The organism is Pseudomonas sp. AC247 (assembly GCF_979258015.1).
Map to the genome: position 1 here is coordinate 151,933 of NZ_OZ409829.1, position 24,942 is coordinate 176,874.

The window sequence follows — 24,942 nt, forward strand, 5'->3', positions numbered from 1 at the left end:
CATCGGGGATAAATCCCCTCACCACAGAAGCCCCATCCACAATGCGATGGCGTTATTGGATCAGCGAGCCGCGCAGCGAGTGCGGTTGGGCCGCGTCGATGTGTACGTCGGCGAACTGGCCGATCAGGGTTGGATTGTCGCAGCGGAAGTTGACGATACGATTATTCTCGGTGCGCCCTTGCAGCTCGCCCGGGTCTTTCTTCGAGTAATCGGTCACCAGAATCCGTTGGGTCGAACCAACCATCTGTCGGCTGATCTCGAAACCTTGCTGATTCAGGCGATGTTGCAGCGCGTTCAAGCGCTCCTTTTTCAACTCTTCCGGGGTCTCGTCGGCCAGATCGGCAGCCGGAGTGCCCGGGCGCTGGCTGTAAACGAACGAGTAGGAAAAGTCGAAACCGACGTCGGCAATCAGCTTCATGGTCTGTTCGAAATCTTTCTCGGTCTCGCCGGGGAACCCGACGATGAAATCCGAGCTGATGCAGATGCCCGGCACCGCCGCGCGCAGTTTGCGCAGCTTGGATTTGTACTCAAGCGCCGTGTGGTTGCGCTTCATCGCCGCCAGAATCCGGTCGGAGCCCGATTGCACCGGCAAGTGCAGGTGCTTGACCAGCTCCGGCACGTCGGCGTGGGCCTGGATCAGGCTGTCGGAGAATTCCAGCGGGTGCGAAGTGGTGTAGCGAATGCGGTCAATGCCATCAATCGCCGCGACTACACGAATCAGCTCGGCAAGATCGGCCAGACGACCGTCATGGGTGGTGCCGCGATAGCCATTGACGTTCTGCCCCAGCAGGGTCACTTCACGCACGCCGTTTTCGGCGAGGTGGATGACCTCAGCGATGACGTCGTCGAACGGCCGGCTGACTTCTTCGCCACGGGTGTAAGGCACCACGCAGAACGTGCAGTACTTGCTGCAACCTTCCATTACTGACACGTAAGCGCTCGGGCCATCGATGCGCGGCTCGGGCAAGTGGTCGAATTTTTCGATTTCCGGGAACGACACGTCGACCTGCGGCAGCTTGGTGATGCGTGCAGCGTCGATCATTTCCGGCAGGCGGTGCAGGGTCTGCGGGCCGAAGACCACGTCGACGTACGGCGCGCGATCACGGATCGCCGCGCCTTCCTGGCTGGCCACGCAACCGCCGACGGCGATCACCATCTCCGGGTTGGCCAGTTTCAGTTCGCGCCAGCGGCCGAGTTGCGAGTACACGCGATCTTGCGCGCGCTCGCGGATCGAGCAGGTGTTGAGCAGAATCACGTCGGCGTCTTCCGCGCGCGCGGTGACTTCCAGGGCCTGATGTTCACCCAGCAGATCGACCATGCGCGAGCTGTCGTACTCGTTCATCTGGCAACCGTGGGTTTCGATGTAAAGCTTCTTGGCCATGGATTAGGGTCATCACGTGATTCAAAGAACCCGGCATTATAGGGAACAAGCCCGCAGGTTCCTACCGCTGCGCGTCCAGCGGCTATGCTATAGTTTGCGCCCTCATTTTTATCCCCGACGTTATCCCCCCGCCATGACCAAACGCGAAGCTCCAATCTATAAGGTGATTTTCCTCAACCAGGGCCAGGTGTTCGAAATGTACGCCAAGCAGATCTATCAAAGTGATCTGTGGGGTTTTCTGGAAGTGGAAGAGTTCGTCTTTGGCGAGCGCACGCAAGTGGTCGTCGACCCGAGCGAAGAAAAGCTCAAGGCGCAGTTCGAAGGCGTGGTGCGCAGCTTTGTGCCGATGCATTCGATCGTACGCATCGACGAAGTGGAACGTCTGGGTACCCCGAAAATCAGCGAAGCCCGCGGTGCGGTCGGCAATGTGATGCCGTTCCCGATGCCGATGCCTGAGAAGTAAAACCGAGATTTACAGCTGAAGGGATTTTTGTGGCGAGGGGATTCATCCCCGTTCGGCTGCGAAGCAGTCGCAAGTCCATTCAGCGAGGTGTGTCAGACAGAACCGGATTGCAAGTTTGGGGCCGCTTCGCAGCCCAACGGGGATAAATCCCCTCACCACAAGTTAGTCACCGCACCCATCAAGGCAATGGTGAGAAAGGCGTACGCCCATCGGCGCTCTGCAGTTCCATCAGGTATTTACGGAAAATTTGCCCGAGCACCTGCGTGGCGGTCTCAAGGTCTTCGCGAGACATTTTTTCAGACACTTCGTCAGCCGTATCCAGCGCGTCTTCAGCGCCGTTGACCGCAGCCATCTTCAATACGATGTACGCCTGAATATTGTTGGCCTGCACGCCTTCACCGTGGAAGAACATCGTGCCGAGTTTGAATTGCGCCTGAGCGTGGCCTTGCAACGAGGCTTTTTCGAAATAGCTCAGAGCTTGATTGAGGTCGCGCGGCGCATTTTTGCCGTCGTAGTAGAACTCACCCAACTCGTATTGCGCTTGCGCATCCCCTTCGTCCGCCGCTTTCTGGCAGGCGGCCAGTGCCTGCGTGACGTCTTGCGGCTGAGTATTGAGGGTGCAACGACCCATCGCCGGGATCAACAACGAGTTGCCGCCTGCTTGTGCATGCGCGAGCAGGGGCTGAAGGAGCAACAGGCAGCCCAAGGCAAGGGTGCGGCCGGTGCGGTTCATGGGAATCGACTTACCTCTGAAGGGCACGCGGACCCATCGAGGGATCCAATAAGCGCGCATTATGAAATAAGCAGGGCCAACCTTACAAAGTCTTTACTCGTTTTTCTGCTGCGCGGGGAATATATCGCCCACTTTATGGAAGATTTTTAGCAGAGCGTCGGAAAAACCATGGGGATGTAGGTGAAAGCTGACGCTGGTCATAGCCAACGTCAGCGGTACGGCAATTACTTCAGTGCAGCGAAGGCGCGTTCGGCAGCGTCCAGCGTCAGTTGCAACTCGGCGTCGCCGTGAGCGATCGAAGTGAAACCGGCTTCGAACGCGCTCGGTGCCAGGTACACGCCACCCGCCAGCATCAGGTGGAAGAAGCGCCCGAACAGGGCCGCGTCGCTGGCCATCACGTCTTCAAAGGTGACGATGTCGTCGGCACCGCTGAAGTACAGACCAAACATGCCGCCGGCCTGAGTGGTCACGAACGGAATGCCAGCGGCATCGGCACGTTGTTGCAGACCGTCGAGCAAGCGCGTGGTGTAGTCGGTCAGCTCGGCGTGGAAACCCGGACGGCTGATCAAACGCAAAGTGGTCAAACCGGCGGCCATGGCCAGCGGGTTACCCGACAGCGTGCCGGCCTGGTACACCGGGCCCAGCGGCGCGATGCGCTCCATGATTTCGCGCTTGCCGCCGAAGCAACCGACCGGCATGCCGCCGCCGATGATCTTGCCGAAAGTAGTCAGGTCAGGATTGACCCCGTAGTACGCCTGAGCACCGCCGAGGGCAACGCGGAAACCGGTCATCACTTCGTCGAAAATCAGTACCACACCGTGCTTGTCGCACAGCGAACGCAGGCCTTCGAGGAAACCCGGCGCCGGTGGTACGCAGTTCATGTTACCGGCCACCGGCTCGACGATGATGCACGCCACTTCCTCGCCGACTTCAGCGAGCATCTGCTCAACCGCGTCAATGTCGTTGAACGGCAGGGTCAGGGTATGTTTGGCGAACGCCGCCGGCACGCCGGCCGAGCTCGGTACGCCTTGGGTCAGGGCGCCGGAACCGGCCTTGACCAGCAGGCTGTCGGAGTGGCCGTGGTAGCAGCCTTCGAACTTGATGATGCTGTCGCGGCCGGTGTAACCACGGGCCAGACGGATTGCGCTCATGGTCGCTTCGGTGCCGGAGCTGACCATGCGCACCATGTCCATCGACGGCACCAGCGAGCAGACCAGATCGGCCATCTCGGTTTCCATCGCGGTTGGCGCGCCGTACGACAAGCCGTGTTGCAGCTGATTGCGCACCGCGTCGAGCACGTCCGGGTGGCTGTGGCCGAGGATCATCGGGCCCCACGAACCGACGTAATCGACATAACGCTTGTCGTCTTCGTCAGTGACGTAAGCGCCTTCAGCGTGTTTGAAGAACAGCGGGGTGCCGCCAACGCTCTTGAATGCGCGGACTGGCGAGTTCACGCCACCGGGAATGTGTTTCTGGGCGTTGGCAAACAGGGTTTCGGAACGAGACATGATCGGGCTCTCAATCTTCAGGATTTGAACAATTCGTTGAATGCGCGGGCGCGGCGGGTCACTTCGGCGGTGCTCTCAGCACCGAACAAACCGTGAACCACGGCGAGCAGGTCGACCCCGTGGGCCACCAGCGGCGCTGCGTTGTCGAGGCTGATGCCGCCAATCGCGCAGATCGGCAGGTGCAGCGTGCGTTTGGCTTCGTCGAGCAGATCGAGGCTGCAGGTCGGTGCGCCGGGCTTGGTGTTGGAATTGAAGAAGCGACCAAAGGCGACGTAACTCGCACCTTCTTTGGCGGCTTGTTCGGCCAGCGCGATTTGCGCGTGGCAGGTCGAGCCGATGATCGCTTTTGAACCGAGCAGGGCGCGGGTCGGCGACAACGGGCCGTCGGTCTGACCGAGGTGCACGCCGACGTTGAGGCGTGCGGCCAGTTCGGCGTCATCGTTGATGATCAGTTGCGTCTTGTAGCGCTCGCACAGATCGCGCAACGCTTCGGCCTCGCGCAGACGGCGAGCCTCGTCGTTGCTCTTGTCGCGGTATTGCAGCAGGGTGACGCCGCCTTCCAGCGCCGCCTCCACATAAGAGAGAAACTTGCCGGCCAGCAATTCGCTGTCGGTAATGGCATACAGGCCACGTAGTTTCATCGGGCAGACCTCACGACGTTACGAGCAGAAATCCAGCGGCAGGCGACGCGGGACGAACTGGCCTTTGCCCAGTTGTTCGGCATCGCGCAGGGTGCGCCAGGTGTAATCCAGTGCACTGCGCACAGCGCTGGCGAGGTGTTCGCCTTGCGCCAGTCGACCGGCCAATGCGCTGGCCAATGTGCATCCGGAACCGTGATAGCTGCCCGGCAGACGCTGGCAGATAAAGGTTTCACGCAGGCCGTCGCGGCTGTACACGCGGTTATGGATTTCAGTTTCGTCGCCGTGGCCGCCGGTGATCAGCAGGTTTTTGACGAACGGCAGGAGTTTTTCAGCGCACTCGTCCGCGGTGCCTTCGGGCAGTTCGGCGAGGATGCGCGCTTCAGGGAGGTTAGGGGTGGCAATGATCGACAGCGGCAGCAAACGCTCGCGCATCGCATAGCCGACCTCGTCCTTGCCCAGGCGTCCGCCGCCACCGGCGCGCAGCACCGGGTCGCAGACCACCGGCAAGTGCGGGTGTGCCGAGAGCAGTTCGACAACGGTGTCGACCATTTCCAGCGAACCGAGCATGCCCAGTTTGACCGCGGCGACTTCGGAGTCGTTGAGCACGGCATTGGCCTGGGCCAACACCCACTCACGGTCGAGGACGCGGAAGTCAGTGACGTTGACGGTGTCTTGCACGGTCAGCGCGGTGACGGCCGGAGCCGCATGGCAACCCTGCGCGAGCAGGGCTTCGATATCTGCCTGCAAGCCGGCGCCACCACTTGGGTCGTGGCCGGAGAGACAGAGGACAACGGGGCGGGAGCTGTAGATATTCATGGTGCGCGAGCTTACCACCAAAGCTGATTTTCGGGTTCAGTCCTGACGGTGTTTGCGAGCAGATTGTCGGACAACACTGCAGCACCGGATGAACCCATAACTGTGGCGAGGGGATTTATCCCCGTTCGGCTGCGAAGCAGTCGCAAGTCCATCCCGCGAGGTGTGTCAGAAAGAACCGGATTGCAGGGTTTGGGGCCGCTTCGCAGCCCAACGGGGATAAATCCCCTCGCCACAATTGATCACCTATCAAAGAGGTTGTTGTAGTGAGCTGACCAACCCAACAGCTCTAGCCCGCTGCTTTGCTCTGGAACGCCCGTGCTAGAGCCTTTGTAGGAAAAATTTCAATGGTGCTCAATGGCCATCAACGGCTATGCTAGTCTGGATCCAAACCAATAACAGGTAATACCGGTTTTACGTCTACTCAAAGGGAATGGGGGGCTTCCTGACACAACCGGACGAGCCACGCTGGGGCTTCAATGCGCTATTTGCTGATGTTGCTGTTCTGCTTGCCCCTCATGGCGAGCGCCGTCGAATTCGACGAATTTACCCAGAGCCTCCCTCTGGGCCGATCGCTGCAAGTGTTCGAAGACCCAAGCGGTCAGGCGAGCATTGCCGATGTCCGCGCGCAGGCCGCTGCCGGTAATTTCAAAGCCCACGATAAAGCCACGCTCAATGCCGGTTACTCGCGCTCGGCGTTCTGGCTGAAGATCGACCTGCATTACCGCCCGAGCAATCCCGAGGCCCAGCGCACCTGGCTGCTGGAGCTGGCGTATCCACCGCTCGACCACCTCGACTTGTACCTGCCCGACGCCACTGGCAACTATCGCCTGGCCCGCCAGACCGGCGACGCCTTGCCGTTCGCCAGTCGCGAGATTCGCCAGAACAATTACCTGTTCGATCTGGCCTTCGAGCCCGATCAGCAACAAACCGTTTACCTGCGACTGGCCAGCGAAGGCTCGATCCAGGCACCGGTCACCTTGTGGTCGAGCACTGCGTATCTCGAAGATCAGCCGGTGCGCCTGTATGTGCTGGGCATCATTTACGGCGTGTTGCTGGGGATGCTGGTCTACAACCTGTTCATCTACCTCAGCGTGCGCGACACCAGCTATCTCTATTACATCTTCTACATCGCCTCGTTCGGCCTGTATCAGCTGTCGGTGAACGGCGCGGCGGCCGAGTATTTCTGGCCGGACAATCCGTGGTGGACCAACGCCTCCACGCCATTCTTTATCGGTTGCGCTGGCCTGTTCGGCAGCCAGTTCGCGCGCAGCTTCCTGCAGACCAAAACCCACAGTCGCGGGCTGGACCGATTGCTGATCGGACTGATTGCGTTTGGTGCGCTGGTCATCGGCCTGTCGCTGATGACCAGTTACGCCCTGGCCTTGCGTCTGGCGACGACGCTGGCGCTGACCTTCACCGTGGTGATTTTCGCCGCCGGGATCATGGCCTGGTGGCGGGGGCTGCGCGTGGCGCGCTACTTCATCATCGCCTGGTCGGCCTTCCTGCTGGGCGGCATCATCAATACGCTGATGGTGCTGGGCCTGCTGCCCAACGTATTCCTGACCATGTACGCCAGCCAGATCGGTTCGGCCATCGAAGTGGCGCTGCTGTCGCTGGCGCTGGCCGACCGCATCAACGCGATGCGCGAGCAGCAGGCGCAGACGCTGTACGACGCCGGGCAGAAACTCGAAGTGCTCAACCAGCAACTGGCCCACAGCAACAAGCTCAAGGATGAATTCCTCGCGACCCTGACTCATGAGCTGCGCACGCCGATGAACGGCGTGATCGGTTCGCTGGAACTGATGCAGACGGTCGCGATGGACCCGGAGCTTGAGCAATACCAGCAGACTGCCGCCGGTTCCGCCCGCGACATGATGCGCATGGTCAACGGCATCCTCACCCTCACCGAGTTGCAGGCCGGCAAACTCAAGGCCGCGCCGGGCAGTTTCAGCCTGCGTGGCGTGGTCGAATCGTTGCGTGTGCAATTCGACGGCAATGCCTCGAGCAAGTCGCTGGACTTCAAAGTCGACGTGTTGCCGACCTTGCCGGATCGCCTGCACGGCGACAGCGCAAAACTCGCGCAATGCCTGGAATGCCTGCTGGATAACGCGATCAAGTTCACCCGCGTCGGCGGTCTGGCATTGCGCGTCACCGGCAAACCGTCGACCGGTAATCGTCTGGCGCTGTCGTTTGCGGTGATCGACACCGGCATCGGTTTCACCGATCTGGGCGAGGCGACGATGTACCAGCGCTTCTTCCAGCTCGACGGTTCGATGACTCGCGAATACGGCGGCCTCGGTGTGGGGCTGGCGATCTGCCGACAACTGGTGGAGTTGCTCGGCGGCAAGCTCACCCACCGTTCCGAGCCCGGCAGCGGCAGCCGCTTCCAGCTGGATGTCGAGTTTGAATTGCCGGTGGTTGAGCCAGCGCCAACGCTGGTGTCTGGCCGTGATTGCGTTCGCGCGCCGCAGGACTGCACGGTGCTGCTGGTGGACGATAACAGTGTCAACCAACTGGTCATGCGCGGCATGTTGCTCAAGCTCGGTTTCCGCGTGCGCACCGCCGACAATGGCGCGGCGGCGCTCGATTGCCTGCAACGTGAGACCGTCGATGCGGTGCTGATTGATTGCCAGATGCCGAGCCATGAAGGTGCATCACTGTGCTGCCAGATCCATGCGCTGCCGGGGTGTGCCAACTTGCCGGTGTTCATGTTGGCGTTGAACGTGGATCGAGAGCTTTGCGCAACCGGTACGGTGATCGATTACCTGAACAAACCGGTGAAATTCGAAGAGCTGCAGGCCGCACTTGAACGGCGTGTGTTGTGCTGCTGACAGGGTAAAAGCGCCGCCAATTCGGCGCTTATGACACTTTGATCAACCTTGGGGCGGTGCTTAACTGACCTTTCCGGTTGATTCAAGGAGCCCCGTCATGAACCTGCATCAGTTCGCCGAAACCCACGAAGTGACCAACCAGCCGCCGTCGCTGGACGGCACCAACCTGTACCGCATCGACCTGCCGTTGCAGGAGTGGTCGCGCAGGTTTGGCGCCGGTTGGGCCGAGTCGCGGATCGATGCCTACGGCGCATTGGCCGGTGGGCCGTTGATGGAAGCCGGGTTCCTCGCCAATCAGAACAAACCCGTATTTGTCAGCCACGATCGTTACGGCCATCGCATCGATCTGGTGGAGTTTCATCCGGCTTATCACGAGCTCATGCGCACGGCGATCGAGCATGGTTTGACCTCGCTGCCATGGACCCATCCCCAGGACGGCGCGCATGTTGCCCGCGCCTCGATGAGCTATCTGCACAGCCAGGCTGAGGCGGGCAGCGGTTGCCCATTGACCATGACCTTCGCCAGCGTGCCGGCCCTGCGTTTGCAGCCGAACCTGGCTGAGCAATGGCTGCCGAAAGTCCTCGCCACCGAATACGATCCGCGCAACGTCGGCATGGCGCACAAGGCCGGCGTGACCATTGGCATGGCGATGACCGAAAAACAGGGCGGCACCGACGTGCGCGCCAACACCACCAAGGCTTATCCGGTCGGCGCCAGTGGCCCGGGCGAGGCGTATGAACTGGTCGGGCACAAGTGGTTCTGCTCGGCACCGATGTGCGATGCATTCCTGACGCTGGCGCAGACCGACAAAGGTTTGAGCTGTTTCCTGCTGCCGCGCCATCGTCCGGACGACACGCGCAATCAGTTCTACATTCAGCGCCTGAAAAACAAACTCGGCAACCAGTCCAACGCCTCCAGCGAAGTGGAATTTCGTGGCGCGCTGGCGTGGATGGTCGGCGAAGAAGGGCGCGGTGTGCCGACCATTATCGAGATGGTCGCGATGACCCGTTTCGATTGCATGGTCGGTTCCAGCTCGCTGATGCGCCAGGCGCTGACCCAGGCCAGTCATCACTGCGCGCACCGCAAGGTCGGCGGCAAACTGCTCAGCGAGCAGCCACTGATGCAAAACGTGCTGGCCGATCTGGCGCTGGAAAGTGAAGCTGCACTGGCCCTGAGCTTGCGCATGGGCAAGGCGCTGGATCATCTGGACGATCGCCACGAAGCGCAATTCGCGCGGCTGGTAACGGCGGTGGGCAAATATTGGATCTGCAAACGCGCGCCGGGGATGATCAACGAAGCGGCGGAATGCATGGGCGGCGCCGGGTATGTCGAAGAGAGCATCCTGCCGCGTCTGTACCGCGAAGCGCCGGTGAACTCGACGTGGGAAGGTTCGGGGAATGTGCAGTGTCTGGATGTGCTGCGCGCGTTGTCGAAAGAACCGGGCGTGCTGGATGTGTTGTTCAGCGAACTCGGAGATGGCCACGGCGACAAGCGGCTGGCTGCGCATATTCAGCAGTTGCAGGCGCAGTTCAAGGACACCGGTGACATTCAGTATCGGGCGCGGCAACTGACCGAAGACATCGCGCTCGGTTTGCAGGCCAAGCTCCTGTTGGAGGCCGGAAACTCAGCCGTCAGCGATGCCTTCATCGCCAGTCGCCTGAGCGCTGGCGGCCGCGTCTACGGCGCCTTGCCACGCGGCCTCGACATCGAAGCCCTTGTCGCCCGCTCAACCCCCCACATCCTCTGCCCCCCCACAAATCCCCTGTAGGAGCTGCCGAAGGCTGCGATCTTTTGATCCTATAAACAGCAAGATCAAAAGATCGCAGCCTTCGGCAGCTCCTACAAGGATTGGGGTGGCCCATATATTGTGCGGTTGCCAACATGCCACTGTTCCCGTGACGCCACGATGCAGGCAAGATGAAGCTCTGCAAGTCAGAACACAGGAAGCTGATCGTGACCGAAGCGTTTATTGTTGTTCAAACCGCCGAACAAGCCGTGGATCGTCTGGCCGAGCTGCATGAGCGGGCCACCACGGCGCTGAACTCGGCGCTCAAGCGTTACCTGAAAGATCGCGTCGAGCCCGACGCCGCGCAGCGTGCTCTGTTTCGTTATCCCGAACTGCGTCTGACCTATCACTGCCAGGGCGAAGTCCCGCAGACCACCCGCGCTTACGCCAAGGTGCAACTGCCGGGCACTTACAGCGTCACCGTCACCCACCCGGCGGCGTTCCGCAAATATCTGCTTGAACAATTGGTCCCGTTGATGCACGACTTCACGGTGACCGTGGAAGTCGGCGTCAGCCAGCAAAACATTCCGTATCCGTACGTGGTCGAGCAGGGCGATGAACTCGCCGGCTCCGGCGTCACCGCTGCCGTGCTGGCGCGGGTGTTTCCGAGCACCGACCTGTCCGCCGCCACCGATGGCATCGCCGACGGCCTGTACGATTGGGAAAACACCGATCCACTGCCGCTGGCGCTGTTCGACGCGGCGCGCGTGGATTTCTCCCTGCGTCGCTTGGTGCACTACACCGGCAGCGACTGGCGTCATGTGCAGCCGTGGATCCTGCTGACCAACTATCACCGCTACGTCGACCAGTTCATCGTCCATGGTCTGGAGCAATTACGCAGCGACCCGCGTTTCGTGCGCATGGTCTTGCCCGGGAACGTGATCATCGAAAAGAGCATGGATCACGGCGAAGCCTCGGCAATCGCGGCGGGTGTGGTCTGGCACCGTTACCAGATGCCGGCGTATCACCTGATCGCCAACGATGGCCACGGCGTGACGCTGGTCAACATCGGCGTCGGCCCGTCTAACGCCAAGAACATCACCGACCACTTGGCCGTGCTGCGTCCGCACTGCTGGCTAATGATCGGTCACTGCGGTGGCCTGCGTCAGTCGCAGACCATTGGCGACTACGTGCTGGCCCACGCTTACATGCGTCGCGACGGCATTCTTGATCGTGTGGTGCCGCCGAACATTCCGATCCCGGCACTGGCCGAAGTGCAGATGGCGCTGCAACAGGCAGCGGCGAATGTCACTGGCGAGAAGGGCGACGATCTGAAAAAACGCCTGCGCACCGGCACCGTGCTGACCTACGACGACCGTAACTGGGAATTGCGTTGGGCGCAGGAACGACCGTTGATCAACCTATCTCGCGCCGTCGCGGTGGACATGGAAAGCGGCACGATTGCCGCGCAGGGTTACCGCTTGCGCGTACCGTACGGCACGTTGCTCTGCGTTTCCGACAAACCGCTGCACAGTGAAATCAAACTGCCGGGTTCGGCCAACGCGTTTTACGAGCGCGCGGTCAGCCAGCACTTGAAGATCGGCATCGAAGCGGTCGATCTGCTGCGCACTGAACTCAACTCGCTGCACTCGCGCAAACTGCGCAGCTTCGACGAACCGCCGTTCCGTTAACGGTTAGTCGTGGTCATTTGGCGGTCGGGGCACTAGCATTGTCAGCCCTGATCGCTAAATGTTTGCTCTCCCTATGTCTCGTCCCCCGCGTCCACCTTCCCGCCGCCCTGGCGCGAAGCCTCAGTCGTCTTCGCCGCGCCGTGTTGCCAAGGCGCCACCGGCCGAGCCGAAACTGATTCTGTTCAACAAGCCGTTCGATGTGCTGACGCAATTCAGCGACGGCGAAGGGCGGGCGACGCTCAAGGATTTCATCGATGTGCCCGGCATCTACCCGGCCGGACGCCTTGATCGTGACAGCGAAGGCTTGTTGCTGCTGACCAATGACGGCCAGTTGCAGGCGCGCATCGCCGATCCGAAACACAAATTGGCGAAGACGTATTGGGTGCAGGTCGAAGGCGTACCGACGGCCGAGCAGTTGCAGCGTCTGCGTGACGGCGTCGAGTTGAATGACGGCATGACCTTGCCCGCCGAAGCGCGGCAACTGGATGAACCTGAGCTGTGGCCGCGCAACCCGCCGGTGCGCTTTCGCGCGACCATACCGACGTCGTGGCTGGAACTGGTGATTCGCGAAGGGCGCAACCGTCAGGTACGGCGCATGACCGCAGCGGTCGGGTTGCCGACGTTGCGCCTGGTGCGGGTGAAGATTGGCGACTGGTCGATCGAAGGGCTCGATCAGGGCCAGTGGAAGGAAGTGCCGGCGCGCTTATAAAGCGCCAGATTCGATCAGGCCGATCACCACACTTTTAATGATGAACGCGGCCACGCCCAGGCCCAGCACGAAAAACAGAATGAACGAGCCAAAGCGCCCGGCCTTGGACTTCTTCGCCAGATCCCAGACGATGAAACCCATGAAAATGATCAGGATGCTGACCAGTCCGGTCATCATCCACTCTTCTAATAAGGCTGGATCCATTGGGCATCTCCGACGCGCACGCGGCTAAAAGGGCGCGGCGAGTATACGCCAAGGGCGGATGGCGGGGCATTGACCTGTGTCGGTGTGCCGCGGTCATTCATCTGCAACCAATCCTGCCAGTGCTGCGCACTGGAGCGGGGATAAATCCCCTCGCCACAAAAGCGCTCTGTAGGAGCTGCCGAAGGCTGCGATCTTTTGATCTGGCTTTGAAAGATCAAAAGATCGCAGCCTCGTTTCACTCGTCAGCTCCTACAGGGAGGTGTTCAGTTGCGCAGGTGGGTGAGGGGCAGTTCGGTGCTGTTGAGGACTTGGTTCAGCACAAAACTTGAGCGCACGCTGGTCACGCCTTCGATGCGGGTGAGGTGCCCCAGCAACAGCTTCTGATAGTGATCCATGTCCGGCACCACCACTTTCAACTGGTAATCGGCATCCACACCCGTGACCAGGCTGCACTCCAACACCTGCGGCAACGTGCGAATCGCCGCCTCGAAATTCTCGAAGCGCTCCGGCGTGTGCCGATCCATGCCGATCAGCACGTACGCTGTCAGGCTCAGCCCGAGCATCTTGCGATCAAGCAACGCGACCTGGCGCGAAATATAGCCGTCGTCTTCCAGTTGTTTGACCCGACGCGAACAAGGCGAGGGCGACAGACCGATGCGCTCGGCCAATTCCTGGTTGGAGATGCGGGCGTCGCGCTGCAATTCCGCCAAAATGCTCAGGTCGTAACGGTCGAGTTTGCTCATCAATCTGTCCTTGGTTGTAACTATTGCGGCGGATTATCTATCCAGGGTTAAAAATTGCGCAAGTGGTGTTTATTTCAGCAATCTTCGCAATCCTCTGTCGCCGCCTCAGGCCTATTCTTATCACCAGAATCACTGCTCGGTAACACAGTCCACGCGGCCCGCCCTATCCGGCCTGCCGCGGCCGCCACCCCCACCGGGGTTGTGCCGGCCCCCGAGCTACACACTGTCCAGAAGACGGCGTGAGGTGAGCCGACGTCAAAAGCGTCGAGCCAGGACGAAGTTCTCTAAAGGGAGGCCGACGGGTCTCCCTTTTTTCTTGCCTGCGATTTCATGTGGCGGCGCTCAATAAATAAGTTGCGCGACTGATAACCTGTTGCAGAACCCGGTGTGTGTATTCCCGGTCTTAGCTACAAGTCCTCTTACATTTACAGGCCCCGCAGTGAAAAAAAGCATGAAGTCGCGCATCTGGCGTCTGGCCGGTGTTGGTTTGCTGTGTGTGAGCGTCAGTGCGCAAGCACTTGCCGATGATCCCGAGAGCCGCAGTCCGAATGGCAACGGTAACGGCGGACGCGGGCCGGAACATCAGGGCAACAATCAGGGGCATGGCGGCAATAATCAGCAGCCGCGTCCGCAGAACAATCAACCGCCGCAGCAGAATCAACCGCGCCCGCAGAACAACGAAATCATTCGTGGCGACAACAGCCGCCAGTTCGAGCACAACGGCCAGCAGCACAATAACAATGGTCAATGGCAAAACCACGACCAGAACCGCCCGGCCTACAACCCCAACCCGGTGCGTCAACCGCCACCACCGCCGCAATTGCCGGCCAACAGCCTGCCGATCCAGCCACGGCCCGACGCGGTGCGCCAGACCCAGGAACCGCGCCAGGGTTACTACCGCGACGAGCGTCCGCAAAACGGCTACAACAATCAGCATTGGCAGACCAACAACCGGCCCAATGACAATCGCTGGCCGGGTCGTCCCGACGGGCATGGCAACGGTTGGGGCCCAGGCCCGCAATACCGGCCGGGGCATGTGATCGACCGCTTCCCGGATCGCGATTACCGCGTGCCGTATCGTGGCCAGGATTACTTCTTCTCCGGCGGCTACTGGTATCGCCCGCAAGGCCCACGCTACATCGTCGTGCAACCGCCGCGCGGGATTCGCATCCAGTATTTGCCGGATTACGCCCGTGAAGTGTGGATCGGTGGTTCGCTGTTGTTCCTTGCCGCCGGTTCCTACTACGCGTATCAGGAAGCGACGCAGGATTACGTAGTCGTCGAGCCGCCCGTGCAGCAACAGCCGCAGCCGCAACCCCAGGGCTATGACGTCGAGGCCTATCCGGCCAACGGTCAGTCGCCGGAGCAAGTGCAGCAGGATGGTTATCAGTGCTATCAGTACGCCGTGCAGCAAAGCGGTTTCGACCCGCGCACCGCGACTTATCAACCGGCGCCCGAAGTGGTTCAGGCCTATCGACAGGCTCAGGGCAATTGCCTGAGCAGTCGCGGTTATCAGGTCCAGTAGAAGCAACTGCGAGCTGCAAGTGTCGAGCTACAAGCTTGAAACTTGCGGCTCGCGACTTGTAGCTGCTTTTATCGGGTCGGCGTGCACCAGCACTTCGGCGCGCGGGTAGGCTTTGTGAATGGCATCGGCGGCTTGATCGCTGATGCCGTGCGCCACTGACAGGGTCAATTCTCCTGGCAATTCCAGGTGCAACTGCACGAACCAGTGGTTGCCGGAGATCCGCGTGCGCAAGTCATGCGCGCCCAATACGCCCGGCACGCTGCAGGCCAGTTCCAGCATGTGCTGACTGACGTCCGTCGGCAGTTCTTCATCCATCAACACCGAAAAACTTTCCCGGGCGATCTGGATCGCGCTCCACAGAATGTACGCAGCAATCCCCAGACCGAACCACGCATCCAGTTGATCAAAACCAAAACCAGCCAAAATCAGCGCAATCAGAATGCTGCCGTTGAGCAACATGTCCGAGCGATAGTGCAGCGAGTCCGCGCGCACGGCGTTGGAGCCGGTCTGCTTGATCACCCGATGCTGTAACACCAGCAGCGCCGCCGTCAGCAGCAGCGAAAACACGATCACACCGATGCTCAGCCATGGCGCGCCAAGCGGTTGCGGATCGTGCAGTCGTTCGTACGCCTGAAACGCGATCAACACCGCACTGCCACCGATGAACAACGCCTGCGCCATGCCCGCCAGCGATTCCGCCTTGCCGTGACCATAACGATGATCGTCATCCGCCGGACGCAGTGCGTAATGCACCGCGAGCAGATTGAGCATCGAGGTGATGCCATCCAGCGCCGAGTCGGTGAGCCCGGCGAGCATGCTCACCGAACCGCTCAGCCACCAGGCGATGGCTTTGGCGACGATCAGCGTGCAGGCGACCGCCACCGAGGCGCGGGTCGCCAGCCGTAGCAGGCGAGCGTGTTCGGGGCTGGAGGTCATTGCGGTTCCTTTTTAAGCGGCCGGTTGCAGGCCGAACATCGCCAGTTGTTGCGTGCTGCCCTTGTGTTGAATCAGGCGCGGGTCATCCAGAGGGAAGTCCTTGCCCAGCTCGCTTTCGAGAATAGCCTGCAACTTGTGGTTATCGACCTGACCGTCCGGGCCGATGGCTTGCTTGAGTTTGGCCGGGTCGATCTGCGCGGTGTGGCCTGGTTCGAAATAGATCGCACCGGTGGCGAAGTCGACGGCAAACGCGATCAGCCCGGGAATGATGTAGAACAGCAGGCCCACGGCATCGAGCACGGCAATCGCCGGGTCGACTTTGCCGTCAATCTGACCGCGACGATCCGGATAGAAAATCGAACCGCACGCCGTGATTTGCGTGAGCAGGGTGGCGACCAGTACACCGCCGATCAGGCGAAAAGGTAAGCGCATGGGAAATCTCCTGATTGATCTAAGAACGAAGAGTCGTCGAGTGAAGTTAAGACCCTGACGAACGCCTTGCAGTTCGCCGTTATACTCGCGCCTCTGTTTGGGAGCCAGCATGAATTCTTTGCCGATCGATGAAGTTTTACCCGCCCTGCGTGAAGCCTTGGCGACGCGCCACGAAGCCGTGCTCGAAGCACCGCCTGGCGCCGGTAAAACCACCCGCGTGCCGTTGGCGTTGCTCAATGAAGCGTGGCTGGCCGGGCAGACCATTCTGATGCTCGAACCGCGCCGCCTCGCCGCGCGGGCAGCCGCTGAACGGCTGGCCAGCGAGTTGGGCGAGAAGGTCGGGGAAACCGTCGGATATCGCATTCGACTCGACAGCAAGGTTGGCCCCAACACACGCATCGAAGTGGTCACCGAAGGCATTCTCACCCGGCGTTTGCAGGATGATCCGGCGCTCGAAGGCGTCGGCCTGCTGATCTTCGACGAATTCCACGAACGCAGTCTTGATGCCGATCTGGCGCTGGCCTTGAGTCTGAACGGTCGTGAGCTGTTTCGAGCTGAACAGCCGCTGAAGATTCTGCTGATGTCGGCCACCCTCGAAGGTGAGCGTCTGGCAGGATTGCTGGATGACGCGCCGATCCTGCGCAGCGAAGGGCGGATGTACCCGGTGACGATGCGCTGGGGCCGGCAGTTTCAGCCCGGCGAATATATTGATCAACGCGTTACGCAAACCGTGCTCGAAGCGCTGCACGATGAAACCGGCAGCGTCTTGGTGTTTCTGCCGGGGCAGGCGGAAATCCGTCGCGTGCATCAACAATTGGTCGACGCGATGGGTGAGCGCAGCGATGTGTTGCTCTGCCCGTTGCACGGCGAACTCGACCTCAATGCGCAACGCGCGGCGATCGATCCGGCGCCGCCCGGTCAGCGCAAAGTGGTGCTGGCGACCAACATTGCCGAAACCAGTTTGACCATCAACGGCGTGCGCGTGGTGATCGATGCCGGGTTGGCGCGGGTGCCGCGTTTCGATCCCGGCAGCGGCATGACGCGCCTCGACACTCAGCGGATTTCCAAGGCCAGCGCCACTCAGCGTGCGGGCCGTGCGGGGCGCCTGGAGCCGGGCGTTTGTTATCGCTTGTGGTCGCAGGATCAGCACGAGCAATTGGCGGCGTATGGCAGTGCGGAAATTCTTTCGGCGGATCTCGCCAGTCTTGCGCTGCAATTGGGACGTTGGGGCGTGACGCCGGGCGAACTGGTCTGGCTCGACGTTCCGCCAGCGGCGGCTTACGCCCAGGCGCAGGATTTGCTGCAACGACTCGGAGCGCTGGAAGGCGAGGCGCTGACTTCTCACGGTCAGGCCATGGCTGAGTTGCCCGCGCATCCGCGCATCGGTCATTTATTGTTGCGCGGTCAGGCGTTGGGTTTGGCCAACATGGCGTGCGATGTTGCCGCGTTGCTCGGCGAGCGCGATATCTTGCGCGGCGCCGGCGCGGATTTGCACAGTCGCCTGGTGCTGCTGTCCGGCGAAGAACGCGCCGCCCGTGGTGCGCAGGGCGGTGTGCAACGCGCCCGGCAACTGGCGCGGCAATATCGCGGATATTTGCGCGGCAAGGCGAGCGAGCCGGTCAGCGATCCCGATCATCCACGCTGGCTCGGCGCTTTGTTGGCACTGGCCTATCCCGATCGCGTCGCGCAACAGCGGCGTGCCGGTGGCGCTGAATACCGTCTGGCCAACGGTCGTGCGGCGCTGTTCGCCGACGCCGACAGTCTGATGAAAGAACCGTGGATCGTCATCGCCGACCTCGGCAGCCGTCAGGGCCAGCGCGAAGAGAGGATTTATCTGGCGGCGGATTTCGATCCGGCGCTGTTCGATTCAGTGCTCGCCGAACAAGTGCGTAACGTCGATCAACTCGACTGGGACGAGCGCGAAGGCGTGCTGCGCGCCGAGCGTCAACGCAAGGTCGGCGAGCTGATTCTCAGCCGCGAACCGTTGACCGGTCTCGATGAAAATGCGCGCAGTCAGGCGCTGGTCAATCTGGTGCGGCGCAAAGGTCTGGAACTGCTGCCGTGGACGCCGGAGTTGCGTCAGTGGCAGGCGCGGGTGGCGCTGTTGCGGCAGCTTGATCTGAATTCGCAGGATGAAAGTCAGTGGCCGGACGTCAGCGACGCGACGTTACTCAACACCCTCGAAGATTGGCTGATGCCTTATCTGGGCAAGGTCTCGCGGCTCAGCCATTTTGCCAATCTCGACCTGTCGAGCATTGTGCGTAACTTGCTGCCGTGGCCTTTGCCGCAAAAGCTTGATGAGCTGGCGCCAAATCATCTGAGTGTGCCGTCCGGGTCATCTATTCGTCTGGACTACAGCGAGTTTCCGCCGATTCTTGCGGTCCGTTTGCAGGAGCTGTTCGGGCTGGCCGATACGCCACGGATTGCCGGCGGGCGCCAGGTGGTCAAGTTGCATCTGCTATCGCCAGCGCGGCGACCGGTGCAGGTGACGCAGGATCTGGCCAACTTCTGGCGCAGCACTTATGCCGAGGTGAAGAAGGATTTGAAGGGACGCTATCCGAAGCATTATTGGCCGGATGATCCGTTGGTGGCGGAGGCGACTGCGCGGGCCAAACCGCGTGGTACGTGAAGGTCAAAAGATCGCAGCCTGCGGCAGCTCCTACAGGATTGGAGTCGGGCACAAAATAATGCTGCGACATCGATCTACTGTAGGAGCTGCCGAAGGCTGCGATCTTTTGCTGTCAAGGGTGCGTCTTGGCCGTCAGTTGTTCGCGGCAATAATCAGCGAACAACTGCGCCGGTTTGGTCAACTGCCCTCGCTTGAGCCATGCCGCCACCAAGCCTGAACCGGTGACGTCCTCGACGATGTCCACGCACACGACTTTCTTGCCGTCGTAGGTGCATTCCGAATGCGGTTTGGTCACCAGAATCGAAAACCCGAAACCCTGGCCGACCATCCCGCGCACCATCTCGATCGATGGCGAGCTGAACTCGATGCGTGGGGTCAGCCCCAGCTCTTCGAACAGGCTGACGAAGTAGGTTCGGCTCGGTTGCACGTCGAGCAGGATCATCGGTTCCAGACACAGATCGCGCAGCGAAACCTGCTTGTACTGAGCAAAGCGATGATCCGCCGGCAATAGCGCATAGGGTCGTTGCGCGGGCATCAGCGGTTCGGTCTGAATGGTCGCGTCGAGTTCATGTTCATAGAGAATGACCAGATCAAACGTGCCTGACGTCAGGCCTTGCACCAGTTCCTGCTGCTCGCCGTCGCGGATGCGGATTTTCACTCCCGGATACAGCGCCGAAAACCCGGCGATCAACTGCGGCAGGTATAACGGCGCAACCGTTTCGAAACAGCCAATATCGATTTGCCCAGCGACCACGTCGTTGTCGGCGAGGGCGTTCTGCTCGAACTCCTTGGCCATGCGTAGCAATTCTTGAGACTTGCGAAAGAACCGCGCACCGCTGGGCGTCAGCGACACGCCTTGGGCGTGATGACGGATCAGCAGTTGCACGCCGAAGCTGTCTTCCAGACCTTTGATCGCGGTGGAAATCGCTGGTTGCGCGATGTACAGCTTGCGCGAGGCTTCGGCAACGCTGCCACATTCGACGGTGGTGATGAAGTATTTCAACTGACGCAAATTGTAGGCGGCCACGGCAAACCTCAGGACGAGCGGACTCGACTTCAAAGCAATTTGTGCGCCGCCACGTCCGTTGCACGACGATGTTTTTATCCTTCAACCATAGCCACCTGCGCAGCGATTGGGGGAAGTCATTGCCCAGTGTTTTTATTGCCTGCGAAGATATTTTTACTATTTTTAGCCCGCGCGGGCGTGAGCGACCATCGAGGCACAATAATGTCTCAGGAGCATCCGTCGTGTTCGAGCTTGCAGAGTGGCAGCGCCGTGCCGTTGCATTGAAATTTCCCGATCAAGCCGTGATCGACGGCAAACATTGCGCCGCGCAATCGGGGCAGACCTTTGCTGCGATCAATCCGGCGACTGGGCAATGCCTGGCGAATGTCGCTGCATGTGGCGAGGAAGATGTCGATGTGGCAGTGCGTAATGCGCGGCAAGTGTTTGAGGCGGGCACTTGGTCGCAGCGTCCGCCTGCCGAGCGCAAGCAAGTGTTGCTGCGCTTGGCGGATTTGCTGATGACGCATCGCGAAGAACTGGCCTTGCTCGATTCGCTGAACATGGGCAAACCGGTGATGGATGCCTACAACATCGACGTGCCGGGCGCCGCCGGGGTGTTCCGTTGGTACGCCGAAGCCATCGACAAACTCTACGATCAAGTCGCGCCCAGTGCGCCGAATGTGTTGGCGACCATTACTCGTGAAGCGCTCGGTGTGGTAGCGGCTGTAGTGCCGTGGAATTTCCCCTTGGACATGGCCGCATGGAAGCTCGCACCAGCGCTGGCGGCGGGTAATTCGGTGATTCTAAAACCGGCCGAGCAGTCGCCGTTTTCGGCGTTGCGCCTGGCTGAACTGGCGCTGGAAGCCGGGTTGCCGGCGGGTGTGCTCAACGTGTTACCGGGGCTCGGCGAGCAGGCTGGCAAGGCGTTGGGTTTGCACTCTGATGTCGATTGTCTGGTGTTCACCGGCTCGACGCAGGTCGGCAAATATTTTATGGAGTATTCCGCGCAGTCGAACCTCAAGCAGGTGTGGCTGGAGTGCGGCGGCAAGAGTGCCAATCTGGTGTTCGCCGATTGCCAGGATCTCGATCTGGCGGCGGAAAAAGCCGCGTTCGGGATCTTCTTCAATCAGGGTGAAGTCTGTTCGGCCAATTCGCGCTTGCTGGTGGAGCGTTCGATTCATGATGAGTTTGTTGAACGGTTGAAAGCGCACGCCGAGCGTTGGTTGCCGGGCGATCCGCTGGATCCGCAGAGCAGTGCGGGTGCGATCGTCGACGGTAAGCAGACGGCCGGCATCATGCGCTTCATTCGCAGCGCCGAGCAGTCGGGCGCTACGCGGGTGTGTGGTGGTCAGCAGCGATGCTTTAACGGGTCGGATAATTTTATTGAACCGACGATTTTTACCGACGTAACAGCCGACATGCCGTTGTTTTGGGAAGAGGTGTTCGGGCCGGTGCTGGCGGTGATGCCGTTCGACAGTGAGGAAGAGGCGATCAGGTTGGCCAATGACAGTGTGTACGGTCTGGCGGCGTCGCTGTGGACCGATGACCTGAACCGCGCCCATCGCGTGGCGCGTCGGTTGCGCGCGGGCACGGTGTCGGTCAACACGGTGGATGCGCTGGATGTGACGGTGCCGTTTGGCGGCGGCAAGCAGTCCGGTTTTGGCCGTGATCTGTCGCTGCATTCGTTCGATAAATACACCCAACTGAAAACCACCTGGTTCCAGTTGCGCTGAGACCGAGTCGCCGCCATCGCTGGCAAGCCAGCTCCCACAGGTTTTCGCGGTGTGCATGAAATCCAGCCACACCCGAGATCCCTGTAGGAGTGAGCCTGCTCGCGATAGCGGTGGGTCTGTCAACAAATTATCGACTGACCTGACGCTATCGCGAGCAGGCTCACTCCTACAGGTTCAATGTTGCCCAAAAATCCGAAGTACACCGGGTATCACTGTGGGAGCTGGCTTGCCAGCGATGACATTCTTCCACTCGTCGAAAACCCCCAATCTGCACTCACCTCGCGCACCCCTGCAATCCCCGCCCTATAGCAGTGCGCACTACCCAGTTTTTTCATCATTTGCAGCCAACAATTTCCTGATTTTCCTCGCCGCGCACATGGCCCACCATCGATCTTGCCCGCCAGCCGAATGTTGTCCGCCCAAGCGTCCGCGAGAGACCAACGGCAGCAACTGCACAACGGCCGGCGACCGTACTGCCCATGACAAAACTAAATCAACAGCGTCGGGAGTGCTCCATGATCAAGTCCTTGTGTCTCCGTCTCACTCACCCTCTGGCAATTACCGCTCTGGCCGCCACGGTCGCGACCAGCGCCCAGGCCGGCACCCTGTCCATCGGCCACACCACGTGGGTCGGTTACGGCACGCTTTATCTGGCTCAGGATCTGGGCTACTTCAAGGAAAATGGTTTGACCGTCGAATTGCCGGTGGTCGAAGAGGCGTCGATGTACATGGCCGCGCAGGCGTCCGGGCAATTGTCCGGCTCGGCGTCGACCATCGATGAAGTGCTCAAGTACCGTCCGCAGTTCTGCTTCAAAGCGGTCGCGGCGCTGGATGACAGCCATGGCGGCGACGGCGTGCTGGTCGGCAAGGACGTGAAGAGCCTGCAAGAACTCAAGGGCAAATCCGTGGCAGTCAACGAGGGTTCGACCTCGCAATTCTGGCTCTCGTACCTGCTGAAAAAGAACGGCATGAGCATGAGCGACATCACCGTGCAGAACATGACCGCTGACGATGCCGCCACCGCGTTCATCGCCGGTCGCGTGCCCGCTGCCGTGACCTGGGAACCGCACCTGTCGATGGTCCGCGACAAACAGCAAGGCAAAGTGCTGATCGACAGCAGCAGCACCCCCGGCGTGATCGTCGATGTGGTCGCGCTCAATTGCAGCGTCATCGACAAGCAACCGGAAGACGTCAAAGCGCTGGTCGCCGGTTTGTACAAAGCCGTGCAGTACACCAAGGATCATCCGGAAGACGCTTACAAAATCATGGCCAAAGGCGTCGGCGGCTACCTCTCCGATCCGAAGGAACTGGCCGCCGCTGCGCAGGGCGTGCGTTTTTACGATCAGGCGATGAGCGAGAAACTGCTGGGCTCACCGGGCAAACCGGGCGACAGCGCGCCGCTGATCAAACTGGCCAACGAAACCGCCAGCGAATTGCAGGGCAAACCGTACAACGTCAGCAACGACGAGCTGGTCGACAACCGTTTCGTCAGCCCGCTTTAGGAGGCCTGCAATGTTCAAGCGCAATTCGTGGCTGAGCCGCAGCCTCACGCCGAAAACCGCGTTGCCGGTGCAAGTGGTGTGGAGCGCCAGCGCTCTGGCCTGGGTGTTGTTGGTCGGTCTGTGGGCCGGACTTTCTTATGGCGGCATCGTGCCCGGAATGTTTTTGCCGACGCCGGGCGCGGTGGTTGAAGCCGCCGTGCGCCTGAGCCGCGACGGCACGCTCGGCACACATGTGTGGGCCAGTGTCGAAGTAGTGATGGTCGGCTTCATTGTGTCATCGCTGGTGGCGGTGCCGTTGGGGTTGCTGATGGGCAGCTTCCGCATCGTTCAGGCATTCCTTGAACCGCTGGTGAACTTCATTCGTTACCTGCCGGTGACCTCGTTCGTGCCGCTGTTTATTTTGTGGATCGGCATCGGTCTGGAGCAGCGCGTTTCGGTGATTATCTTCGGCGTGTTCTTCCAGCAACTGGTGATGATCGCCGACGTATCGAAAGGCATTTCCAAGGATTTGATCAACGCGTCCTACACCTTGGGCTCCAGCCGCCGCGATGCGGTGTTGCATGTGATCGCGCCGGCCTCGGTGCCGGGCGTGCTCGACACTTTGCGCGTGACCATGGGCTGGGCCTGGACGTATCTGGTGGTGGCGGAACTGGTCGCCGCGTCCAGCGGTTTGGGTTACCTGAGCCTGAAAGCCATGCGCGGTTTTCAGGTGGATGTGATTTTCCTCGCCATCGCGATCATCGGCCTGCTCGGTCTGGTCACCGATCAACTGTTCCGCTTTCTTCGCCTGAGGGTTGCCGCATGGGCTCAGTGACTGCTGCCAATCATCGTTTTATCGAACCCGTTGCCGCGCCTGCGCAAGCGGCGCCGCGCTTGCAGGTGGACAAGGTCAGCCTGCGTTACAAGAAGCCCGACGGCGGCACGTTTACCGCGCTAGAAGAGGTCTCGTTCGAGGTGCCGGATCAGCAGTTTGCGGTGCTGGTCGGGCCTTCGGGTTGCGGTAAATCCAGCCTGCTTTATTTGACCGCAGGCTTGGCCGAGCCGACCTCCGGCGAAATCTATGTCGGTGGCCAGCAAGTGCAGGGGCCGGGCGCGGATCGCGGCATGGTCTTTCAGAGCTACACACTGTTCCCGTGGCTGACGGTGCGCCAGAACGTCGAGTTCGGGTTGAAACGGCGCGGCATGCCGGCGGCGCGGCGCAAGGAGATTGTCGATTACTACGTCAACGAAGTCGGCCTCGCCGGGTTCGCCGACAACTACGCCAAACAGTTGTCGGGCGGGATGATGCAGCGCGTGGCGATTGCCCGGGCGCTGGCCAATGATCCGCAGATTCTGTTGATGGACGAACCGTTCGGCGCGCTGGACAGCCAGACGCGTTTGCAGATGCAGCAACTGTTGCTGCGGGTGTGGGGCAACAGCAAGAAGACCGTGTTGTTTGTCACCCATGACATCGACGAAGCTATCTTGCTCGGCGACCGGGTCTATGTGATGGGCGCGAAACCGGGGCGGATCAAACAGATTCTCGACGTGCCGATCGAACGCCCGCGCTCGCTGGACATGGTCATGGAGCGCTCGTTCATTGACATGAAACGGCAGATCTTCGGCCTGCTGCACGACGACCTCGAAGAAGTGCATTGATCCGCTGTAGGAGCTGCCGCAGGCTGCGATCTTTTGATGTTGTTTTTGAAGATCAAAGGATCGCAGCCTGCGGCAGCTCCTACCTTGATTAATCT

The 24,942-nt window shown here is 60.6% G+C and carries 21 protein-coding genes; 11 read left to right on the top strand and 10 right to left on the bottom strand.

What is annotated here, in order from left to right; genetic code table 11:
• Window positions 1-52 precede the first annotated feature (52 nt).
• Window positions 53-1,381, bottom strand: coding sequence for a tRNA (N6-isopentenyl adenosine(37)-C2)-methylthiotransferase MiaB (gene miaB / locus ACZZ0B_RS00785; protein ID WP_440096950.1), 1,329 nt, complete (start codon window positions 1,379-1,381; stop codon window positions 53-55).
• A gap of 133 nt (window positions 1,382-1,514) precedes the next feature.
• Between miaB and ACZZ0B_RS00790 the strand changes: the two genes are divergently transcribed.
• Window positions 1,515-1,844 carry a DUF1820 family protein gene (locus ACZZ0B_RS00790; RefSeq protein ID WP_003185742.1) on the top strand — a complete coding sequence of 110 codons (330 nt, stop codon included), beginning with the start codon at window positions 1,515-1,517 and terminating at the stop codon, window positions 1,842-1,844.
• Between the two features lie 178 nt (window positions 1,845-2,022).
• Here the strand turns inward: ACZZ0B_RS00790 and ACZZ0B_RS00795 are convergent, their stop codons facing one another.
• The 4 genes from ACZZ0B_RS00795 to ACZZ0B_RS00810 form a co-directional block, all read right to left on the bottom strand.
• Window positions 2,023-2,577: a tetratricopeptide repeat protein gene (locus ACZZ0B_RS00795; protein ID WP_003228518.1), complete on the bottom strand. Its 555-nt coding sequence runs from the start codon at window positions 2,575-2,577 to the stop codon at window positions 2,023-2,025.
• A gap of 224 nt (window positions 2,578-2,801) precedes the next feature.
• On the bottom strand, window positions 2,802-4,085 hold the full coding sequence (hemL, locus tag ACZZ0B_RS00800; protein WP_463544175.1) for a glutamate-1-semialdehyde 2,1-aminomutase: 1,284 nt from the start codon (window positions 4,083-4,085) through the stop codon (window positions 2,802-2,804).
• 17 nt (window positions 4,086-4,102) lie between these two features.
• Entirely contained in the window at window positions 4,103-4,726 is a 624-nt protein-coding gene (gene thiE, locus ACZZ0B_RS00805) for a thiamine phosphate synthase (protein ID WP_008081079.1), read from the bottom strand.
• Window positions 4,727-4,744: 18 nt separating this feature from the next.
• Window positions 4,745-5,542 carry a hydroxymethylpyrimidine/phosphomethylpyrimidine kinase gene (locus tag ACZZ0B_RS00810; RefSeq protein ID WP_007909650.1) on the bottom strand — a complete coding sequence of 266 codons (798 nt, stop codon included), beginning with the start codon at window positions 5,540-5,542 and terminating at the stop codon, window positions 4,745-4,747.
• A gap of 476 nt (window positions 5,543-6,018) precedes the next feature.
• Between ACZZ0B_RS00810 and ACZZ0B_RS00815 the strand changes: the two genes are divergently transcribed.
• The 4 genes from ACZZ0B_RS00815 (at window position 6,019) to ACZZ0B_RS00830 (ending at window position 12,499) form a co-directional block, all read left to right on the top strand.
• Window positions 6,019-8,373: a 7TM diverse intracellular signaling domain-containing protein gene (locus tag ACZZ0B_RS00815; RefSeq protein WP_463544176.1), complete on the top strand. Its 2,355-nt coding sequence runs from the start codon at window positions 6,019-6,021 to the stop codon at window positions 8,371-8,373.
• Window positions 8,374-8,470: 97 nt separating this feature from the next.
• Window positions 8,471-10,141: an acyl-CoA dehydrogenase family protein gene (locus ACZZ0B_RS00820; protein ID WP_463544177.1), complete on the top strand. Its 1,671-nt coding sequence runs from the start codon at window positions 8,471-8,473 to the stop codon at window positions 10,139-10,141.
• Window positions 10,142-10,290: 149 nt separating this feature from the next.
• Window positions 10,291-11,790, top strand: a complete 1,500-nt coding sequence (gene amn / locus ACZZ0B_RS00825) for an AMP nucleosidase (RefSeq protein ID WP_162130776.1) — start codon at window positions 10,291-10,293, stop codon at window positions 11,788-11,790.
• 73 nt (window positions 11,791-11,863) lie between these two features.
• Window positions 11,864-12,499 (top strand): pseudouridine synthase, encoded by a 636-nt coding sequence (locus ACZZ0B_RS00830; RefSeq protein WP_008081087.1) that lies wholly within the window; start codon window positions 11,864-11,866, stop codon window positions 12,497-12,499.
• Here the strand turns inward: ACZZ0B_RS00830 and ACZZ0B_RS00835 are convergent.
• The gene (locus tag ACZZ0B_RS00835; protein WP_007909655.1) at window positions 12,494-12,703 is read right to left on the bottom strand and encodes a DUF2788 domain-containing protein; all 210 of its coding nucleotides are present in this window, start codon (window positions 12,701-12,703) and stop codon (window positions 12,494-12,496) included. The two genes, ACZZ0B_RS00830 and ACZZ0B_RS00835, sit on opposite strands and share 6 nt — an antisense overlap.
• A 263-nt stretch (window positions 12,704-12,966) precedes the next feature.
• The gene (locus ACZZ0B_RS00840; RefSeq protein WP_008081091.1) at window positions 12,967-13,446 is read right to left on the bottom strand and encodes an Lrp/AsnC family transcriptional regulator; all 480 of its coding nucleotides are present in this window, start codon (window positions 13,444-13,446) and stop codon (window positions 12,967-12,969) included.
• Window positions 13,447-13,897: 451 nt separating this feature from the next.
• On the opposite strand from ACZZ0B_RS00840, the gene ACZZ0B_RS00845 reads away from it, so the two are divergent.
• A complete protein-coding gene (locus ACZZ0B_RS00845; protein WP_463544178.1) occupies window positions 13,898-14,971 on the top strand; it encodes a DUF6515 family protein in 1,074 nt (357 codons plus the stop codon).
• A 27-nt stretch (window positions 14,972-14,998) separates the two neighbouring features.
• Here the strand turns inward: ACZZ0B_RS00845 and ACZZ0B_RS00850 are convergent, their stop codons facing one another.
• Window positions 14,999-15,907 carry a cation diffusion facilitator family transporter gene (locus ACZZ0B_RS00850; protein WP_463544179.1) on the bottom strand — a complete coding sequence of 303 codons (909 nt, stop codon included), beginning with the start codon at window positions 15,905-15,907 and terminating at the stop codon, window positions 14,999-15,001.
• Window positions 15,908-15,919: 12 nt separating this feature from the next.
• Window positions 15,920-16,339, bottom strand: a complete 420-nt coding sequence (locus ACZZ0B_RS00855; RefSeq protein ID WP_008081098.1) for a hypothetical protein — start codon at window positions 16,337-16,339, stop codon at window positions 15,920-15,922.
• 109 nt (window positions 16,340-16,448) lie between these two features.
• Here ACZZ0B_RS00855 and hrpB point away from each other — a divergent pair, with 109 nt between their 5' ends.
• Entirely contained in the window at window positions 16,449-18,968 is a 2,520-nt protein-coding gene (hrpB, locus tag ACZZ0B_RS00860; protein ID WP_463544180.1) for an ATP-dependent helicase HrpB, read from the top strand.
• A gap of 112 nt (window positions 18,969-19,080) precedes the next feature.
• Here hrpB and ACZZ0B_RS00865 read toward each other — a convergent pair whose 3' ends face one another.
• Window positions 19,081-19,995, bottom strand: coding sequence for a LysR family transcriptional regulator (locus ACZZ0B_RS00865; protein ID WP_008081103.1), 915 nt, complete (start codon window positions 19,993-19,995; stop codon window positions 19,081-19,083).
• Window positions 19,996-20,216: 221 nt separating this feature from the next.
• Between ACZZ0B_RS00865 and ACZZ0B_RS00870 the strand changes: the two genes are divergently transcribed.
• The 4 genes from ACZZ0B_RS00870 (at window position 20,217) to ACZZ0B_RS00885 (ending at window position 24,847) form a co-directional block, all read left to right on the top strand.
• Window positions 20,217-21,707, top strand: a complete 1,491-nt coding sequence (locus ACZZ0B_RS00870; RefSeq protein ID WP_440096942.1) for an aldehyde dehydrogenase — start codon at window positions 20,217-20,219, stop codon at window positions 21,705-21,707.
• Between the two features lie 515 nt (window positions 21,708-22,222).
• Entirely contained in the window at window positions 22,223-23,209 is a 987-nt protein-coding gene (locus ACZZ0B_RS00875; RefSeq protein WP_440096941.1) for an ABC transporter substrate-binding protein, read from the top strand.
• A 10-nt stretch (window positions 23,210-23,219) separates the two neighbouring features.
• Window positions 23,220-24,023: an ABC transporter permease gene (locus ACZZ0B_RS00880; RefSeq protein ID WP_008081110.1), complete on the top strand. Its 804-nt coding sequence runs from the start codon at window positions 23,220-23,222 to the stop codon at window positions 24,021-24,023.
• A complete protein-coding gene (locus tag ACZZ0B_RS00885) occupies window positions 24,011-24,847 on the top strand; it encodes an ABC transporter ATP-binding protein (RefSeq protein ID WP_401391814.1) in 837 nt (278 codons plus the stop codon). Before ACZZ0B_RS00880 ends, ACZZ0B_RS00885 begins: the two co-directional genes overlap by 13 nt.
• Window positions 24,848-24,942: the final 95 nt, after the last annotated feature.